Genomic DNA, 18,045 nt, shown 5'->3' with positions numbered 1-18,045 from the left:
AGTAGCCGGAGAACGCACATTTCACCGGGAGGTGACAGATGGAGTCTTCAACCTACACCGGAGAGAACGCTGCCGAGGCCAGAGATATGGACGCCGTGGCACGATTTTACGTCAAATGCGCGCTCTGGCTCGGGGTCCACGATCCCGTCTTCGTGGACGCCTATTTCGGCCCGGCGGCGGTGCGGGACGAGGCGCTCACGGTAACGGTCCCGCCGGACCGCATCGCCGGATACGCCGCCGACCTCCTTGCCACCCTGGACAGGATCGATCCCGATCGCCTGGAGGAGGCCGGGCGCATGCGCCACACCCACCTCCGGGAGATGATCCGGGCGCTCAACACCCGTGCCGGGATCCTCGCGGGGGAGAAACTCTCCTTTGATGCCGAGACCGAGGCGCTCTACGGGGTCGCGGCGACGGAGGACGACACGGACTGGTACGGCGAACTCCATGCGACACTCGATGCCCGACTCCCGGGGGACGGCAACCTTTCCGTCAGATACCGGGCGTTCATGGACTCGTACGTCATCCCGTCCGACCGGCTGGAACCGGTCTTTGCGGCAGCATTTGCCGAGAGTCGGCGCAGGACCGTCGAACGTCTGCCGCTCCCGGCGGGGGAACGGCTCGAGATCGGCTACACCGCCGGGGAGCCATGGGAAGCGTTCATCCGCTACCTCGGTGACGCAACAAGCCTCGTCCGGGTGAACGCCGATCTACCGGTCACCATAGACCGGGCGCTCGCCTACGCCTGCCACGAGGGCTACCCTGGCCGCCACACGATGCGGACGATCCGGGAGACGGCGCTCGTCCGTGCCCGCGGCTGGATCGAGCACTCGGTCGTCACCCTCGCGTCCCCGCTCGCGACGGTCGCCGAAGGGGCCGCCGTGCTCGGGGAGGAGATGATCTTCTCCGGCCACGAGCGCGCGCAGTTCTTCGAGGAGGTTCTCTTCCCCCTGGCCGGGTTCGAGCCGGAGGATGCCGGGCTCTTCGATGCCGTCGTTATTGAGTCTACAGCCCTGAACCGTACGGGAAACGCCCGGGTGGCCCGCAAGTATCTCGGCGGTGTGCTGTCGCGGGAGGAGGCGTGCCGGCACCTCCGGGATGTTCTGCTCCTCGACCGGGAAGCGGCAGAGGCGCGTCTCCGGCTCATCGAAGAGTTCCGGGCATACCCGGTGGCTCTCGCGGAGGGCTACCGGATCGTCCGGGACTACGTCGGGGACGGTGCGGGTCGGTGGGAACGCTTCGTCCACGCCCTCACCGAACCGGCGCTGCCCGGCGACCTCACATCGAGCGGCAGTCCCGGATGAACGACCGGGCCTCTTCGTCGGTTATCGCGTAGGTCGCCTGGGCGTCGAGCGCGACGACACGGAGAACCACCGCGACATCATCGAGGCGCCGCTTGTGATCCCCGCGAACGTGCTTCCTCACCTCGCGCAGGGTATCGAGCGCGGTCGCGACGTTCGCGATCGTGCAGAGCGCGCTCTCCCGGGTGCCGGTCTCGACAATGGGTAGGGAGCGGGGCAACCGATGAACGGGAACAGGGGTCATGCTACCTATCCTTGCGCTTCATGAACTTGAACCTGCTGGAATCTCTGTAGATAACGTATTAACCCCAAAATCCTAACCTGAATTGAGTATCTCCCCGCCGGGGATCCACCTATGAGCGCAGACGATATGACCGATACACCCAGACCGGAGGGCTACAAAGACCTCGTCGCAAACCCCTACCTTGTCGGCTCCATAAAGTTCGTTCTCCCGCTTGCCCTCATCCCGGCCGTCTTTGCAGCCCTTTATCTGATCGAGCCCTATGAACAGTTCCTCATCATCTCCGGGCTGGTCGCCGCTTACTTCGTCCCCCCGGCCGGGAAGGAGACGATCATCCCGCTCGCGGTCGTCCTGGGTTACCCCTGGTGGCTTATCACGCTCGTTATCTTCCTCCTCGACGTTGCCGTCTCTCTCTTTGTCGTCTGGAACTTCGAGCTGGCACTGAAGATCCCGATCATCGGCCGGCTCCTCGAGAGCGGTATGACGATTGGCAGGAATTATACCGAGAGCCAGCCCTGGCTCCGCCGGTTCTCGACGATCGGGCTCATCCTCTTCGTCTTCTTCCCGCTCCAGGGGACCGGGGCAATGAACGGGTCGGTCCTCGGCCGGTTGCTCGGGCTGAACAATAACCGGGTTTTTGGTTGCGTCTGCATCGGGTCGCTCACCTCCTGTCTCGTCTTTGCCCTCGGCTCCGACGTGCTCCTGGACGTCTACCGGCAGGACCCGACGCTCGCGATCGGCATCCTGATCACGATCATCGTCGCCGTCGTGGCCGCCGTCGTGGGATGGCGTGCGCATAAAAAGCGTCTCCGGAGCAGAACGCCCTGATGGCCGCAGATAGAGTAAAAGAGCAATTTCGCAGGCCTTAAATCTCCTGCAGTCCTCTTTTCCAGTACCGAGTGGTTTCGATGAATGCTCAACTATACCCGTGGATCATCACCGCCCTTGCGATTCTGGTCGCCGTCGGCGCCGGTTTTGCGGCGCTGAATCAGCCGGCGCCGCCGCCCACCTCCGTAGCCGAAGAAGATGCGGCGATGCTCCTCATGCATCTGCAGTCCGATATCACCGTGGCGCTCGAGGCCCTTGACGGTCGATTGAGCCACGCGGCCTACAACCTCGGGAGTACGGGCCTCAACGACACCGCGGCCCGCGGGACCCTCCTGAACCTCTCCGCTACCGACCCGTCGATCATCGACTGCACGGTCAGCGACGCGAACGGCACGATCCTCGCCGCCGAACCGGCGGCATATCGCGGCGTCGAGGGTGCGGAGATCGGTGGCCAGGCCCATGTCCGGCATATCCTCGCGACGAAGCGGCCGATCATGAGCGAGGTGATCACGGTCGCGGAAGAGATCCCGGCGACGGTCATCGTGGCACCCATCTTTACGAACGAAAGCCGGTTCGTCGGGTTTGCCTCAATCGTCTTCCGACCGTATGACCTGATCGCAGGCATCGCCGACCCGGCGGCGAACGGCACCCCTTACCAGGTGATGGTCGTCCAGACGGACGGGCGGGTGCTCTACGACACCGACCCGGCTCAGGCAGGAAAGATGACGTTTGAAGACCCGCTCTATGCGGACTCGCCCGACCTGCAGGACGCGGCCCGCCGGGTCGTCGACGAGCGTTACGGCACTGCGGCCTACGGGTTTGCCGCCGACGGCGCGGAAACGGTGCAGAAAGCGATAGCCTGGACGACGACCGGACTCCACGGGGTAGAGTGGAGGGTGGCGGTGATCCGGGTGGTTGAGTAAGAAGAAAGGGGCAGATGCCGGAGGCCAACCGGATCCTCGTGGATTGAGTGGCCCCATGAGAGCAGGTTTCACCTCCCCGTTCTCTCATCCCATGACCGCACCGCCACACCATCCACCTCCCGGAGCAGGAGGACAAACGCCGCCCCCTCCCCGGGGCTGCCCGGCACCCGGTCTTCCACCCAGATCCTGCCCCCGTAACGGTCGATGAGGATCTGCGCGAGGTAGAGCCCGAGCCCCTGGCCCACGCCTCGCTGCTTTCTCTCGTAGCGGTGGAATATCTCTTCTTTCTGGTCGTCCGGGACGCCCCGGCCGGTATCCGCGACCGTCACCCGTGCCTCGCCGTTCTGCTCTTCGACCCGGACGGTCACGGTGACGCCGGGGCCGCCGTGCTTTACGGCATTCCCGATCAGGTTCGTGAAGACCTCGGAGAGGAGGTCATCGGCGAGGACCGTGGCCGTGGTTCCCGCGTAGGTGATGGGTATATTCGGGAAGTGGTCGATCTCCGCCCTGATGACCGCATCGATATCAATCGGGCAGAGGATAGGGGGTCCGGCGTGTATCTGCCGGATCTTCGTGACGGTGCCGAGGATCTCGATGCTCTTTGCTATGCTCCGCTTCAGGTTCGCCAGGTACCCGGCCGCCTCGCCTTCCACGGTGCCGGTGAGCAGTTCGGTATAGAGGTTCGAGACATCCTCGGTGTTCCCGATGTCGTGGGTCAGGATATCCAGGTAGAGGTTTGCCTCCCGGTGAGCGGACGTCAGATCCCGGTTGACCCGGGTGAGTTCCCCTTCTGCCGCCTTGCGCCCGGTGATGTCGCGGACGATGCCGCCCCGGTAAAGCGGCCGGCCGCCGGGATCACAGGTTACCGTGAAGTGATCTTCGAGCCAGCGGTACTGCTCGTCCTTCCCCCGGAACCGGTATACGAGGAACCCTCTCGTCCTGAGGACAGACTCACAGAGATCGTCTTCGATCACCGGACGGTCCTGGGGGTGAATGCGATCCATGACCTCATCGATATCCATCGCGGCCATCTCCTCCGGGGTGAACCCGAGGAGCTCCTCGATGACCGGACTCATGTAATCGTAGCGGTCCGTCTGCAGGTTGCGCTGATAGGCCGCATCGAGCGAGTTCTCGATAACCGCCCGGAACCGCTCTTCACTCTCGCGCAGGGCATCCTCGGTGCGTTTACGCTCCGAATCATCATAGACATAGCCCTGGATCTCCGAGAGGTTGCCGTTCGCATCGAAGCGCCCGACCAGGTTCTCGACGACGTGGATATGAGCGCCGTCCCGACGCTTCCGCACCCTGCCCTCGTTCTCGACTTTCCCCTCCCCCCGGAGGCGCTCAAGGAGCCGGTCCCGGTCATCGGGGTCGGCATAGAGATCCCGGATGTTCGTGCTCAGCGCTTCATCTATGGAGGCAAACCCGAAGATTCGGACAAATGTCAGATTGCAGGCGAGGATCCGGCCATCGACGGTGGCGAGGAAATTGCCGGTGAGGGCGTCCTCGAAGAGCCGCCGGTAACGCTCCTCGCTCTTCCGCAGCGCACCCTTGAGCGACCTGAGTAAGGCGTTTTCGCGCCGGAACATCTCGATATCGGCCTGGAGCTCCGCTACACGCTTACGGAGCGCCTCCGCTTCATCCTTCCCGCTCTCCCCCGCTTCGGCGGAGGATGGGGCCTCTATCTCCTCGAAACGTCCCATCATGTGATGTCCGGAGGGCATTTCCTCACCGGCTCTCAATTGACATTCATACCCGATCGTATAAAACTGCGCAGGTTACGGGAGCGGGGTCCCCTGGGTGCAGCGCCGGTGCCGGGATGGAATCACACTCATATTGTCGCAGGACCCACCAGATCTACGTTTGATCCCGGGGAAGATGCACATGAGGTATGATGAGGTCAACGGCAACACCTTCTACAACGGCGACTGCATCGCGGGGGCAAGGAAGCATATCCCCGACGATTCGGTCGACCTGATCATCACCGACCCCCCCTACGGCATCAACGGCGACCGGCTGCACCAGCACTACAACCGGGACGAGAGGTTCGTCGTCGGGGGCTACATCGAGGTTCCCGCATCAGAATACGGTGAGTTCAGCCGGGAATGGGTCCGGGAGGCGGGGCGGATCCTCAGGCCGGGCGGGTCGATCTATATCGTCTCGGGCTACACGAACCTCTACCACATCCTCCACGCCCTGCGCGAGACAGGGCTCCGCGAGGTCAACCATATCATCTGGCGCTACAACTTCGGCGTCTACACGAGCAGAAAGTACGTCTCTTCCCACTACCACATCCTCTACTACGAGAAACCCGGCGGTGAGAGGACATTCAACCTGGAGTCTCGCTACGGAACCGGGGAGAAGACACCGGACGGCCGATCGCCCAACTACCGCGACCGCGAGGACGTCTGGTGCATCAACCGCGAGTACAAACCGGGGCAGGCGAAGAACAAGAACGAACTGCCGATGGAACTGCTCGTAAAGATGCTCCAGTACAGCAGCAACGAGGGGGATCTCGTCTGCGATATGTTTCTCGGCGGGTTCTCGACCGTGAGAACGGCCATCGGCCTCAACCGCCGGGCGACCGGGTTTGAGATATCGGAGCCGATATTCGATCTCCGGATAAGCGAGTTGCGGGAGATCAGACCCGGATACCTCCTCCCATCGATGAGGACGCCGGGGAGAGAGGGACCGGCGAACCGGGGCAAACCCTGGACGGATACCGACCGCGAGATCCTGGTCTCCCGGTTTGCCCGACTCATCGAGTCCGGCGAGACGAAGAAGAGAGCAGTCGAGATCCTGGGAGAAGAACTCGGCCGGGGCCGGTGGGCAATCGAGAAGATGCTGAAAAAAACAGCGCGGTTGAAATGCTTTCCACAATCTCTGGATAGTACCTGATTTCCAATAGAAGTCAGTGATGTGGCCTCACGCGAAGGCGCGAAGGCTGGATGGGTACTGATGGACTCCTTCGCGTTCTTCGCGTCTTCGCGTGAATCGGTGATGCATAGACAATCTGGAGGTGATTCGTCCTCTGAGGGAGGGGTTCAACAAAGCCCAAAAGCAGGGCGTTCGGACGGGCGGTAAGTAGCGGCTGAAACCGATGCGGGAGACGGACAACGCTAATGCCCTTCGAGGCCAACCTCTCCTCCATCATTCATCCCGATGAGAAGAGACCGATGGCGACAACCACCGCACGACCGTTCCTCAAGTGGGCAGGCGGAAAGGCGCAACTGCTCGATGCGTTCACCGCGAGGGTTCCGCAGGAACTCACCGAAGGAACCCTTCCGGTCTTCGTCGAACCGTTCATGGGCGGCGGGGCGGTCTATTTTCACTTCAACAGCACCTTTGCGTTCAGGGAGTGCCACCTCTTCGACATCAACGAGGATCTCGTCCTCGCCTATACCGTCGTAAAGAACGACGTCTCCAGCCTCATCGAATACCTGCGCGAGGTTGAGGACGAGTTTCTCTCGAAAGACGAACCGGGGCGGAGGGATTACTACTACGCCGTGCGGGATGCGTTCAACCGCGAGAAGAAGGAGATTGGTCCTACCGGGTACGGCGAAGGGGGGATCGAACGTGCCGGACGGTTCATCTTCCTCAACCGGACGTGCTTCAACGGCCTCTACCGGGTGAACTCCCGGGGCGGGTTCAACGTCCCGTTCGGCAGGTACAGAACGCCGAAGATACTGCACGAAGAGGTCCTCCTGGCCGATTCGCTCGCGTTCCGGAACACGACGATCCATCTCGGCGACTTCACGCAGGCGGAGCCGTATATCTCAAAAGACTCCTTCGTCTACTTCGACCCGCCCTACCGGCCGCTGAACCGGACATCCTCGTTCACGCAGTACTCGAAGAACAGGTTCTCCGACGAGGAGCAGAGGCGCCTTGCGACGTTCTACGCACGCTGCGATACAAAGGGCGCAAGACTCATGCTGAGCAACTCGGACCCGAAGAACATCGACCCGGAGGACGGGTTCTTCGACGACCTCTACGGCGGGTACCGCATCGACCGGGTCCCGGCGAGGAGGGCGATCAACTGCGACGGGACGAAACGGGGAGAGGTCCACGAGATCATCGTCATGAACTACGAATCCGCGTGAGCCCTTGAGGCGTCCCAAAACTATAAGACCTCGCCGGGATATGCGGCACCATGACGTTTCGGGAGATCGACGACGATCTCTGGGAGATCGTGCAAAGGCACCTCCCGCCCCAAAAACCCCATATCGGGAGGCCCCGGCGGGATCCCCGGCGCCTCTTCAACGGGGTTCTCTACGTGCTCACCACCGGGTGCGCCTGGAGCGACGTGCCGGCGAAGTACGGGACAAAGTCAACGGTGCACCGCTACCACCTGGAACTCTGCGAGCGGGGGGCGTACCAGGCGATCTTCCTCGACCTCCTCCGGTCGGGCTATGAGTTCAGGAAGGAGAAGATCGTCGCGGCGGACCTCGCGGCTTCCGCAGTCTAGAGCGTATAACTCCAGCCGCCCGCGGAATAGCGTGACGTTCAGTATTCTACAGGTCTCTTCGCGTTCTTCGTGCCTTCATGCGAGCGAATTGGGGGGATATCGACAGAACCTCACGCGAGGCCGTTCCGGTACTCAACCAGACTGTCTCACGCGAAGCCGCGAAGAACGCGAAGATCGGTTGACAGATTGGGTGACTCCCCTTCGCGGCTTCGCGTTCTTCGCGTGAGGCCGAATTATCACATTGCTCAGTGTCGGGCACCGAAATTAGCGAATTACTGAGACTTCAAACCCGGAAGAGGATGTATCTCCTATCCTCTGGTGATGTATCCGGATCGGACGCTTTCTAAAACTCTCCCGCCACCACCACATAGAGTTCGCCCCGGGGCACCGGGGGCTCTGCCGCCGTCCCGACGGCGATCCGTTCATCAGGGTAGCCGAGATCCTCGCAGACGGCAAGCCGGGTCTCCGGTGGGAGAGCGGCCGCAAACGCCTCGACGTCGAAGGCGGGGTCGGCGATGAGGAAGACCACCCGCCCCGCGAGCGTCTCCTCCCGGGCCCCGGCTATCGCCCGGGCGTGATCCTTCCCGTGGGCGGAGACGACCACGACCCGCGCCAGTGGAACCTTCAGGCGGGCAGACGCGACCTGGAGTGAGGATATCCCCGGAACGACCTCCCCCGGGAGGTAACCCAGGCCCGCAAGCATCGGGTCCCCGGTCGAGAGGACGACCGCATGGTCGGGGAGGGTGCAAAGGCTCCGGTAATCCGCGATCTCGTGCACCTCGGAGTCCGGCGGGATGGCGTCGCGGGCAAGCGCGATCGCCCGGGCCGAGCCGTAGACGAGCGACGCACCCGCGATGGCACCCGCCGCCTCCTTGGTTAGCATCCCCGGGCCGCAGCCCACCCCGACGATCTTCACGGCGACTCACCGATCACCCGGCCGTCGCGGTCGACGATCACGACCCTGACCCGGGGGTAGCGGGCCTGGAACGAGCGAAGTTCCCGGTCGACCGTCTCCTCCCAGAGCGGGGTCGCCGAGAGCTCCTCCACCGTCGCGCACCCGGTCCCCGCGAGGACGTCGGGGTTCATGAACTTCAGGATCAGGCCGGGCAGCCCGCAGATCACGGTGTCGCCGTCGGTCGCCCGGAGCGCCTCCTCGAGTCTGTTTCCGACCAGGATCGCCTCGCGGTCCGGGAAGAGGAGACGCGAGTAGCGCAGGCCGAGCCTCCCGGTCGTCAGCACGACCGCCCCGGGAGCCCGGGCGATACGGTCGATCACCCCCTCCGTCATGTGGTCGTCCCAGGGCTCCACGAACCCGGTCGTCCCGAGGACGGATATACCGGCCTGCACCCCTATCCGCGGGTTCAGCGTCTTCTGCGCCACCTCCGCACCCCGGGGAATGGTGAGGATGACCGTGACCCCGGAGATATCCGCCTCCGCCGCCGCCTCGTCGATGGAGCGCCGGATGCAGGCGAGGGCCGGGACGCTGATCGCGGGCGCCCCCTGCCGGTGGCGGGGAGTGTCGCGGGCGAAACTCCCGATGCCCTCGCCGGGGACGAACTGGACGCCGCCCGAGAGAGAAGGGGCCGCCATCGCGACGAACTCAAGCCCTCCCGTCACGTCGGCGGTGTAGTCACCGGCGTCCTTGCGGCAGGACGCCTGCCCGCGGTAGCCGTCGACCGGGAGCCGGACCGCGACGCCGCAGGGGAGGGTGACCTCCACCTCCCGGACGGTCTCGCAGGCGAGCGAGAGGACGGCAGCCTTGCAAACCGCGGCTGCCGTCGTCCCGGTCGAGAACCCCCGGCGGAGGATCGTTCCCGATGCGGTCAGGACCGCGAGACCACGCCGGACGTCGTCGAGAAGGGCCGGGGAGCGGCAGGCCGCCACCCATGCCGCGGGATACTCGAAGTCAGTAACCGGGTCCCGCATGGCCTCCACGCTCGGCATGGATCGTGATGATCTCGTTTGCCGCCGCCACCGCGACCGGCGTCCCGCCCCGGGTGCCGGCGTTCGAGACCGACGGGATCTCAAGGGCGCGGAGCGCTTCCTTCGACTCCGCGGCGTTCACGAACCCCACCGGAGTTCCGACGACCAGCGCCGGGCGGACTCCTTCCCGGATCATCTCGCAGACGACGAGGAGCGCCGAAGGAGCGTTCCCGATCACCACGATCGAGCCCTCCAGCCGGTCGCGCAGGGCGAGAAAGCCCGCCGACGTCCGGGTGATCCCGCGCTCGCGGGCGATATCCTCGCCGTAGTCGAGGGCGCAGACGACCTCGCTTGCGTGCCCGCGTTTCAGGATGCCCGCCTGCACCATCCGGATATCGGTTATGATCGGCGCCTCCCGCCCGAGTGCGGAGACGCCTGCCTCCACCGGGTCGCCGGAGAAGCGCATGAGATCGGCCATCGCAAAGTCGCCGACCGCGACCGAGCACCGCTGCCGTATCCGGTCTTCGAGGGTGACGTTCCCCACCCGCTCCCGGGCCAGGTTCCGGCTCGTGCTCGCTATCGCGTAGGCCTCCGGCGTGACCGCCGCAAGGTCAGTATACGTACTTCCGGTGATATCCCCGGGGCGTGATGATTCCTCTTGCATCAGTCTCATCCCTCCAGATCCTGGTCTCTTCTCCGCCGATAAAAACGATCGAATGCATGTCCACGAAGGCGAAGTGGTCGTTGAACTCCCGAAGCGTCGTGATCAACCGCTCCTCCCCCTCCCGGTAGGCGTTCTTGATCACCCCGACCGGTGTCGTCTCCGGGAGGTGGCGGCGGGCGATCGCGACCGCCGCATCGAGGTTGTGCGGCCTCCCCCGTGATCTCGGGTTATAGAGGACGACCGGCACCCGCATCCGGAACGCAAGATCGAGCCTCCGCTCGATCTCCTCCCGGGGGGTCAGGAGGTCCGAGAGGCTCATCGTGACGTAGTCGCCCGAGAGCGGCGAACCAAGCCGTGCCCCCGCCGAGACTGCGGCCGTTATCCCGGGGATGATCTCGACCGCTACCGTCGTGCCCGACCGTTCGGCCACCTCGAGCACGATGCTCGCCATCCCGTAGACCCCGGCATCGCCGCCGCTCACCATCGCGACGACACGGTCGCGTGCGAGTTCGAGCGCGCGTGAGGCCCGGTCGACCTCCTTGCCCATGCTGCTCCGGATCACCTCTTTTCCGGCGAGCATCGGCTCGACGAGATCGAGGTAGAACCCGTTGCCGATGACGCAGTCTGCCTCGCCAAGGGCTTTTAAGGCGCGGGGTGTCATCTGCAACAGGTCGCCGGGGCCGGTGCCGACGACGTAGAGTTTTCCCCTGTTATCGTGCGATTGCAACCGTGACACCACCATACGTCTGTTTGGCAAGAACCAGAACCTTGCGCTTCGAGGCCGCGAGGGCCGCGGGTTCCGCGACCCCGGAAAGCCCGATCAGGGAGGCCCGCGAGGGAGAAGGTGCCTCCTGTGCGTTCAACGTTTCGTCGTCCAGGAAGACAAGGTTACCGCCGAGGTCGGCAACAGCCCGGAGGAGTCCTTCCTCCCCACGCTTCTGTGTGGTCGTCGCATAGACGAGGACCTCGCCCTCGGCTATCCCGGCCTCTGTGAGTGCCTGCCGGACGGCTCCTGCCACCTCGGTCGCGCCGACGCCCTTCCGGCACCCGATACCGACGATGTACTCCCCCTCCCGGACGAGGAGGGAGACGGCCGGGCCCGCGACGACGATCCCGGGGCCGGTGACCGCATAGAGGGGCACGTCGCCGTCCAGTATCGCGGCGTTCACCGCCCTCGTGGAGTCGCGGTTCACGACGTCATAGCCCGTGCGGGCGGCTATCCCCTCGACCGACTCCCTTCCTCGCGTCTCGGTCGCGGTCGTGATCACTGCCTCAATCCCGAGGGCGGCGAGTTCCCGGGCAAGGTCGTTTCCGCCGTGGTGCCCGCCGACGACCGGGACGGCATACCGCAGGTCTGGCCCGACCACCACCACCGCCGGGTCGCGCCACTTCTCGGTGAGGAGGGGCGCGATCCCCCGCACAGCGATCCCGGCCGACATCAGGGCGACGATCCGGGAGTAGCCGGCAAACGCCGCACGGAAGGCATCCGGGCCGTAGGGAAGGACGTCGGCGCCGAGAGCATCCGCGATCCGGCGGGCGTCGGGGAGGAACCGCTCGAGCGCGATCACGACCGTCCGGGTCATGAGTAGAGGACCGACCTCCCGAACCCGGACGTTGCCCCTTCGATCGCCTTCCCGATGACGATCAGCGCCGTCCGCTCGATCCCGGCCTCCCGGGCCTTTTGTGCGATATCAGCCACCGTCCCCCGGACGACCTTCTGGTCGGGCCAGGAAGCGTGGTAGACGACCGCCGCCGGGGTCTCGGGCGGGCACTCCACCCGCGCGAGGACCTCCTCCATCCGCTCCGTCCCGAGGAAGATCACCATCGTCTGCCCGAGGCGGGAGAACTCGGGGATCAGGTCGGCCTCAAGCGTCGCCCCCGCCGGGCGGGTGACGACCAGGCTCTCGGAGACGTCACGGAGGGTGAACTGGGTCTTCAGGGCTGCAGCGGCCGCAAAGAGCGACGAGACTCCCGGGACGATCTCGGCCTCGATCCCGCGCCGCTCGAGTTCCGCCATCTGCTCGACAATCGCGCCGTAGAGCGCCGGATCGCCGGAGTGGAGCCGGACGACGAGCCTCCCCGCCCGGACGTGCTCGTCAACAGCATCGACGATCTCGGGGAGTGTCATCCCCCAGCTGTCGAGTCTCACCCCCGCACCCGACTCCGCAACAAGCGCCGGGTTCACGAGCGAACCCGCGTAGATGAGGACATCCGCCCGCCGGAGGAGGTCCATCCCCCGGACGGTGATGAGGTCGGGCGCCCCCGGCCCCGCACCCACGATGTAGAACTTATGCATGCGACCGCCTCGCAAAGAGGATCGAGAAGTAGTCGCTCTTCTCGGGGAGATCGGCCCCCCGGTAGACCCGCTGCTCCGGCATGAACATCCGCTCGACGAGGACGAACTCCGAGTAGCCCTCCTCTGAGAGGGAGGCCGCGAGCGCCGCCGGTCGCCGGACCTTCATGAAGATCCGCGCCTCCTGTTCGTTCCCGTCCGAGACAAAGAATCCCCCGGCCACCGGGACGTTTGCGACCGACGCAAACGCGGTGATGGAACTGATCCCGGGCTCGGTTGCAAACGAGACATCCGGGTAGCGTCCGGCGATCACCTCGCAGAGCCGTGAGAACGTCGAGTAGAAGTTCGGGTCGCCGATGATCCCGAACACCGTAAGACCGTTTCTCGCGTACGGCGCGATCCGGTCGGCGTTCTCCTCCAGGCACCTGCGGATATAGCCCTCGTCGTTCGTCATCGGGAAGTTGAGGACGGCGGCATCGGGCCGGTATGGCCGCACCAGATCGTAGGCAAGGTTTCCGGGGACAAAGACCGCCGACGCCTCGCCCAGAAGCCTGACCGCCCGGAGCGTCAGGAGTTCCGGGTCGCCCGGCCCGAGCCCCACGCCTACGAGCACCCGGCACCCCCGACGACGATGTAGACGGGATTGATCGGTTTGAACATCGTCCCGCCGGCAATATCGGCCGACCGGGAGACCTGGAGGTGGATGGCCTCGACAAAGATCCCGAGGCGCCGCATGGTTGCTATCGCCTCATGAAGCGTCCCGACCATCACCGCGTTCACGACGATCCTCCCCCGCACCTGGTCGGCGAGGAGAGCGAGGACCTCCGGTAGACGGCGGGACCCGCCGACGAAGGCTGCGTCGAGCGGGCCCAGCCCGGGGAGGATCTCCACCGCGTCGCCCTCGAAGAACTCGATGTTGCCCCTGCCGGCGCGAGTCGCCGCATCCCGGGCATAGGCGACCGCCTCCGGCCGCCGGTCGATGGCGTAGACCCGCCCCGCCGTCTCCGATAGAGCGACGGCGACCTTCCCCGTCCCGCACCCGAGATCGACCACCCGGTCGCCCGGACGGATACCGAGTTTTGCGAGCGAGACGGCCATGACCTCGTCCTCTGTTGGTCCACCCTTCAATCCCATAGTGTTCACGTTACCCAGATAGATTTGGGCTAACGTCTATAAAATAGCGTAGCGATCGCCGCACCGCCCGGGCCGGGCAGTCCGGGACTATGGGACACCAATCCGGTATCAAAACGAGACGTCCGGGTGCTGCAACTCAAGCAAGGGACATAAAGGTTTTTGCGGGACAAAAGACATTATGTGTACAATGCTCAGGATAAACCGAGACAAGTGCGGATATTGCGGCACCTGCGTCGCAGTCTGTCCCGAGGATGCGCTCGAGCTGATCGACGCCTACCTCAGCCTTGAGGGGGAGTGCATCGCCTGCGGTATCTGCGCGCGAGCGTGCCCGCTCGGAGCACTGGAGGTCGACCATGAAGAGTAACTACGATATCCTCATCATCGGGGGCGGACCGGCCGGCGCTCTTGCGGCAAAGACGGCGGCCGAGGCGGGGAACTCGGTCTGCCTCATCGAGAAGCGCTCTGCGATCGGCACGCCCGTCCGGTGCGCAGAGGGGATCGGCAAAGAACTCTTGAAAGAGTACGTCAGGCCCGACCCGCGCTGGATATCCGCCGATATCGAGAGTGCCCGGATCATCGCCCCGAACGGCACCGCCATCTGCCTCGATCAGGCCCGGGCGGGAAACGAGGTCGGCTACGTCCTCGACCGGAAGGTCTTTGACCGCGAACTCGTCTGGCAAGCGGCCGAAGCCGGGGCGGACGTGATCGTCAAGACCCGGGCGACCGAGCCGATCATGGAGAACGGGGCTGTCCGGGGCGCGAAGGTGCTCTCGGTCGGCACGCCGGCGGAGATCCGCTCCGAGGTCGTCATCGCCGCCGACGGCACGGAGGCGCAGTTCGCCCGTCGGGCCGGGCTCAATACCGTCGTCCCCCTCCGGGAGATGATGAGCTGCGCCCAGTATGTGATGACGGATATCGATATCGAGCCGGGCTGCACCGACTTCTACCTGGGCAACGAGGTCGCACCCGAAGGCTACCTCTGGATCTTCCCGAAGGGCGACCGGACGGCGAACGTCGGGATCGGGATCACCGGAAAGATGAGCCGCGACGGTGCCCGGGCAAAGGACTACCTTGACCGGTTCGTCGCGAAGAACTTCCCCGACGGAAAGACGATCGAGATGATCGTGGGCGGAGTTCCTGTCTGCCGGCCGCTTGCCTGTACGGTTGCCGATGGGCTCATGGTCGCCGGAGACGCGGCGAGGGTCGTCGATCCCATCACCGGCGGCGGGATAGGAAACGCCATGTACACCGGACGGCTCGCCGCTCAGGTGGCCTCAAGATGCATCGAGGCGGGCAACTGCTCGAAGGAGGCGCTGATGCCCTACGACCTGGAATGGCGGGCATCGAAGATGGGCGCGGGCATCGAGCGGAACTACAAGGTCAAGGAGTACTTCGTCACCCTCGACGATGCGAAACTCAACACCCTCGCGGAATCGATTGCAAGCATCAGTTTCAGCGAGTTCTCGGTCCTGGCTCTCATCAAGGAACTGATCAAGCGGAACCCGAAAATGCTCCTCGAACTCAAAGCGCTGAAAGATACGCTATCCTGAGCGTATCAGCTGCTTGTTGAGGGTCTTTAAGGTCTCCGTCTCCGCCTCTTTTTTCGTAAACACCGTGATGACGTCGCCCGGCCGGATACGGACGGTGCCGCTCGGGATGATGAGGTCGCCTCCCGCACGCCGGATAGCGATGAAGACGAAGTCGCGGACTTCGAGGTCGCGGATCTCGTGATCGACGATCGGCGCACCCTCCTCGGCGACGATCTCGAAGATGGTGCCGCCGGGGATCGAGGCGACCTGCTGGAGGTTCGGGCTCTTTGCCCAGTAGTAGAGACGGGTCGCCACCAGCTCGTCGGGGTTCTCGCTGATCTTCACCCCGACCTCGTTGAAGAGATCGGAGTGCTCTTTCTGGTTGACGATCGAGACGACGTTTCTGACGTCATAGCGTTTCGCGAGCCAGCAGGTCATCAAGTTCACTGCATCGTCACTCGTCGTGGCGACCAGGGCGTCCGCCCGGTCGATCCCGGCGTCCTCGAGCACCGATTTATCGGTCGCGTTCCCGGTGATGGCGAGGACGTCGTAGTGCTCCAGGATATCGCTCGCGCGTTCCTCGTCCTGGTCGATCACCACCACGGAGTCGCCGGCGTTGACGGCGATCGCAGTCAGGTTCCGGCCGATTCCGCCAAGGCCGACGATGATGGTGTACATCCATCTGGATTCAACCGCCGGGATTGAAATACCTTGCGAATAAACCACTTTGTGTGATCTGCGGGGTTGACGAAGCGGGGAAAGGCTCGGTTCTCGGCCCGATGGTCGTCGCCGCCGTCGGGTGCCGGGATATCGAAGACCTTGCGGGTCTTCCCATCCGGGACTCGAAGGCGCTCCGGCCGAAACAGCGCGAGGCGCTCTACGAGATCCTCTACCGCGATTTTTCGATAGCGATCGTCACCATCGACGCCTCCGGGATCGACGATGCCCGGAGCAGGATGAGCATGAACACCTGCGTGGCCGAACTCCACGCCGAAGCGATCGCGGGACTCCAGCCGGAGTCGGCCTACGTGGACGCCTGCGACGTGAACGCGGAACGCTACGGGCGGACGGTCGCGGGGTTCCTCGACTATCCCTGCAGGATCGTCGCCGAGCACCGCGCCGACGACCGGTACAAGATCGTCGGCGCGGCGAGCATCGTCGCGAAAGTCACCCGCGACCGGGCGATCCGGGAACTCGAGCAGCAGTACGGGGCGATCGGGAGCGGTTACCCCTCTGATTCGGTGACCATCGAGTTCCTCCGGGGCTACATCCGGGAGCACGGGAGCCCGCCGCCCTGCGCCCGCCGGAGCTGGAAGACGGTCTCGAACCTCTGCCAGACAACCATGCAGGATTTTGCCTGACCAAGATTTTATGCCTCACGCGCCCCAACCGTGAGTGATGAACTGGCTCCAGATACTCCTTCTCCTCGTCGCGGCATATCTCCTGATAGCCTACTACATCCGCGAACGAGGGCTGTTCAAGGATCACGTCATGTTCTTCGGCCCGATCCTCGCCATCAAGACCGAGCGGGTCGGCTTCTTCGACTGGTTCCAGAAGTTCCGGCGTCCGCTCCGGGTCTACGCGACGCTCGGGGTCCTGCTGGTCGTCGTGGTCTCGGCCTTCATGACCCTCGCCCTGCTCCTCGCGGTCCCCCAGTATCTGGTGCACACCCCAGAGCCGACCGGGATCTACGACCCGAGAAACCTCCTCGCGATACCAGGCGTCAACCAGGCGATCCCGATCACCGCGGCCGTCGTCCTCGGCCTCCTCCTCACGATCGTCATCCACGAGTTCGGCCACGCCATCCTCGCCCGGGTCGAGGATATGCGGGTGAAGAGCATGGGCCTCCTCATCGCCGTCGTCCCGATAGGGGCATTTGTCGAGCCCGAAGAGGAGGACGTGGAAGCGGCGAAGGGGATGCCGAAGATCCGGATGTTCGGCGCCGGGATCACGAACAACATCGTATTCGGCCTCGCGTGCTTTGCAGCGATGTTCCTCCTCGTGGGGATGGCGACGCCCCTTGCGGTTCCGCTCGTCCAGGGAGTCTACCAGGACTACCCCGCAGCCGACGCGGGGATTCCGGGCTACTCGGTCATCACGAGCATAAACGGCGTTCCCGTGGCAAGCCAGGAGGAGGTCTCGGCGGCGATGGAGGAGATGCGGCCGGGAGAGACGGTCACCCTGACGGCCGAAAAGGACGGGGTCGAGAGCACCTACACCCTTACCCTGGATGAATGGCCGAAAGAGCTCGGCGGCGACCGGGACACCGGGTTCATGGGGGTCTACTACTACAACGCTCCCGCGGTGAAGGAGCATATCGGAAACATCGCGGATCTCGGGCTTCTCGCGCCGCTCTACCTGACAATAGCCCCGATCGACGCCTTCATCCAGGGCAACTCCCAGCAGCTCGGGATCCTGCTCACCGATACCCCCGAGCAGATCGCCTGGGAGGAGCCGTTCCCTCTCTTCTGGGGCACGGTCCACCTCCTCTTCTGGACGGGGTGGTTCAACCTGCTGGTCGGGATGTTCAACGCCATACCGATCGTCCCACTCGACGGCGGCTACATGATGAAAGAAGGCGTGGAGCGGTTCTTCGAGCGGCGGGGCTGGTCTCAATACGCGCAGCGGGTCGTCGCCTCGATCAGCGGGTTCGTGACGGTGATGCTGATCCTCCTCATCACGATGCCGATGATCGTCGCGGCGGTGCGGTTCGTGCTGACGATGGGGTAAATATCCGTCTCTTA

General features: G+C 64.4%; 21 protein-coding genes. 10 read left to right on the top strand and 11 right to left on the bottom strand.

Annotated features, from left to right (window positions below):
• Positions 1-38 precede the first annotated feature (38 nt).
• Entirely contained in the window at positions 39-1,304 is a 1,266-nt protein-coding gene (locus FKB36_RS02585) for a hypothetical protein (RefSeq protein ID WP_261596457.1), read from the top strand.
• Here the strand turns inward: FKB36_RS02585 and FKB36_RS02580 are convergent.
• The gene (locus FKB36_RS02580; RefSeq protein ID WP_261596456.1) at positions 1,279-1,545 is read right to left on the bottom strand and encodes a hypothetical protein; all 267 of its coding nucleotides are present in this window, start codon (positions 1,543-1,545) and stop codon (positions 1,279-1,281) included. The two genes, FKB36_RS02585 and FKB36_RS02580, sit on opposite strands and share 26 nt — an antisense overlap.
• A 111-nt stretch (positions 1,546-1,656) precedes the next feature.
• On the opposite strand from FKB36_RS02580, the gene FKB36_RS02575 reads away from it, so the two are divergent.
• Both FKB36_RS02575 and FKB36_RS02570 read left to right on the top strand, forming a co-directional pair.
• Positions 1,657-2,370: a small multi-drug export protein gene (locus FKB36_RS02575; RefSeq protein ID WP_261596455.1), complete on the top strand. Its 714-nt coding sequence runs from the start codon at positions 1,657-1,659 to the stop codon at positions 2,368-2,370.
• 80 nt (positions 2,371-2,450) lie between these two features.
• Positions 2,451-3,293, top strand: coding sequence for a cache domain-containing protein (locus FKB36_RS02570; RefSeq protein ID WP_261596454.1), 843 nt, complete (start codon positions 2,451-2,453; stop codon positions 3,291-3,293).
• Between the two features lie 68 nt (positions 3,294-3,361).
• On the opposite strand, the gene FKB36_RS02565 is transcribed toward FKB36_RS02570, so the two are convergent.
• Positions 3,362-5,017 (bottom strand): PAS domain S-box protein, encoded by a 1,656-nt coding sequence (locus tag FKB36_RS02565; protein ID WP_261596453.1) that lies wholly within the window; start codon positions 5,015-5,017, stop codon positions 3,362-3,364.
• Between the two features lie 160 nt (positions 5,018-5,177).
• Between FKB36_RS02565 and FKB36_RS02560 the strand changes: the two genes are divergently transcribed.
• The 3 genes from FKB36_RS02560 (at position 5,178) to FKB36_RS02550 (ending at position 7,758) form a co-directional block, all read left to right on the top strand.
• Positions 5,178-6,191 (top strand): DNA-methyltransferase, encoded by a 1,014-nt coding sequence (locus FKB36_RS02560; RefSeq protein WP_261596452.1) that lies wholly within the window; start codon positions 5,178-5,180, stop codon positions 6,189-6,191.
• A 278-nt stretch (positions 6,192-6,469) separates the two neighbouring features.
• Positions 6,470-7,393, top strand: coding sequence for a DNA adenine methylase (locus FKB36_RS02555; RefSeq protein ID WP_261596451.1), 924 nt, complete (start codon positions 6,470-6,472; stop codon positions 7,391-7,393).
• A gap of 50 nt (positions 7,394-7,443) precedes the next feature.
• Positions 7,444-7,758 carry a transposase gene (locus FKB36_RS02550; RefSeq protein WP_261596450.1) on the top strand — a complete coding sequence of 105 codons (315 nt, stop codon included), beginning with the start codon at positions 7,444-7,446 and terminating at the stop codon, positions 7,756-7,758.
• Positions 7,759-8,101: 343 nt separating this feature from the next.
• Here the strand turns inward: FKB36_RS02550 and FKB36_RS02545 are convergent, their stop codons facing one another.
• Genes FKB36_RS02545 through cbiT form a run of 8 tightly spaced genes read right to left on the bottom strand, consistent with a single transcriptional unit; the run spans position 8,102 to position 13,772 of the window.
• Positions 8,102-8,674 (bottom strand): cobalt-precorrin-7 (C(5))-methyltransferase, encoded by a 573-nt coding sequence (locus FKB36_RS02545; RefSeq protein ID WP_261596449.1) that lies wholly within the window; start codon positions 8,672-8,674, stop codon positions 8,102-8,104.
• Positions 8,671-9,684, bottom strand: a complete 1,014-nt coding sequence (locus FKB36_RS02540) for a cobalt-precorrin-5B (C(1))-methyltransferase (RefSeq protein ID WP_261596657.1) — start codon at positions 9,682-9,684, stop codon at positions 8,671-8,673. Before FKB36_RS02540 ends, FKB36_RS02545 begins: the two co-directional genes overlap by 4 nt.
• Positions 9,665-10,345 (bottom strand): precorrin-8X methylmutase, encoded by a 681-nt coding sequence (locus tag FKB36_RS02535; protein WP_261596448.1) that lies wholly within the window; start codon positions 10,343-10,345, stop codon positions 9,665-9,667. The genes FKB36_RS02540 and FKB36_RS02535 overlap by 20 nt, the downstream gene beginning before the upstream one ends.
• On the bottom strand, positions 10,293-11,087 hold the full coding sequence (cobJ, locus tag FKB36_RS02530) for a precorrin-3B C(17)-methyltransferase (protein ID WP_261596656.1): 795 nt from the start codon (positions 11,085-11,087) through the stop codon (positions 10,293-10,295). The genes FKB36_RS02535 and cobJ overlap by 53 nt, the downstream gene beginning before the upstream one ends.
• Positions 11,056-11,928 carry a cobalt-precorrin 5A hydrolase gene (cbiG, locus tag FKB36_RS02525; protein ID WP_261596447.1) on the bottom strand — a complete coding sequence of 291 codons (873 nt, stop codon included), beginning with the start codon at positions 11,926-11,928 and terminating at the stop codon, positions 11,056-11,058. The genes cobJ and cbiG overlap by 32 nt, the downstream gene beginning before the upstream one ends.
• Complete coding sequence (locus FKB36_RS02520) at positions 11,925-12,641, bottom strand: cobalt-precorrin-4/precorrin-4 C(11)-methyltransferase (protein WP_261596446.1); 717 nt, start codon at positions 12,639-12,641, stop codon at positions 11,925-11,927. The genes cbiG and FKB36_RS02520 overlap by 4 nt, the downstream gene beginning before the upstream one ends.
• A complete protein-coding gene (locus tag FKB36_RS02515; protein WP_261596445.1) occupies positions 12,634-13,251 on the bottom strand; it encodes a cobalt-factor II C(20)-methyltransferase in 618 nt (205 codons plus the stop codon). The genes FKB36_RS02520 and FKB36_RS02515 overlap by 8 nt, the downstream gene beginning before the upstream one ends.
• Positions 13,242-13,772 (bottom strand): precorrin-6Y C5,15-methyltransferase (decarboxylating) subunit CbiT, encoded by a 531-nt coding sequence (gene cbiT, locus FKB36_RS02510; RefSeq protein WP_261596444.1) that lies wholly within the window; start codon positions 13,770-13,772, stop codon positions 13,242-13,244. The genes FKB36_RS02515 and cbiT overlap by 10 nt, the downstream gene beginning before the upstream one ends.
• A gap of 187 nt (positions 13,773-13,959) precedes the next feature.
• Here cbiT and FKB36_RS02505 point away from each other — a divergent pair, with 187 nt between their 5' ends.
• Positions 13,960-14,136, top strand: coding sequence for a 4Fe-4S binding protein (locus FKB36_RS02505; protein WP_261596443.1), 177 nt, complete (start codon positions 13,960-13,962; stop codon positions 14,134-14,136).
• Positions 14,126-15,322, top strand: a complete 1,197-nt coding sequence (locus tag FKB36_RS02500) for an NAD(P)/FAD-dependent oxidoreductase (RefSeq protein WP_261596442.1) — start codon at positions 14,126-14,128, stop codon at positions 15,320-15,322. Before FKB36_RS02505 ends, FKB36_RS02500 begins: the two co-directional genes overlap by 11 nt.
• Here FKB36_RS02500 and FKB36_RS02495 read toward each other — a convergent pair.
• The gene (locus tag FKB36_RS02495; protein WP_261596441.1) at positions 15,314-15,979 is read right to left on the bottom strand and encodes a potassium channel family protein; all 666 of its coding nucleotides are present in this window, start codon (positions 15,977-15,979) and stop codon (positions 15,314-15,316) included. The two genes, FKB36_RS02500 and FKB36_RS02495, sit on opposite strands and share 9 nt — an antisense overlap.
• Positions 15,980-16,032: 53 nt before the next feature.
• On the opposite strand from FKB36_RS02495, the gene rnhB reads away from it, so the two are divergent.
• A complete protein-coding gene (rnhB, locus tag FKB36_RS02490; protein WP_261596440.1) occupies positions 16,033-16,662 on the top strand; it encodes a ribonuclease HII in 630 nt (209 codons plus the stop codon).
• Positions 16,663-16,699: 37 nt separating this feature from the next.
• Positions 16,700-18,031 carry a site-2 protease family protein gene (locus tag FKB36_RS02485; protein WP_261596439.1) on the top strand — a complete coding sequence of 444 codons (1,332 nt, stop codon included), beginning with the start codon at positions 16,700-16,702 and terminating at the stop codon, positions 18,029-18,031.
• Positions 18,032-18,045 lie beyond the last annotated feature (14 nt).

This window comes from Methanoculleus formosensis, assembly GCF_025384765.1.
GTDB classification, from domain to species: Archaea; Halobacteriota; Methanomicrobia; order Methanomicrobiales; family Methanoculleaceae; genus Methanoculleus; species Methanoculleus formosensis.
The sequence above is the reverse complement of the archived record's forward strand: the minus strand, read 5'-3'. Positions and strand labels throughout refer to the sequence as shown.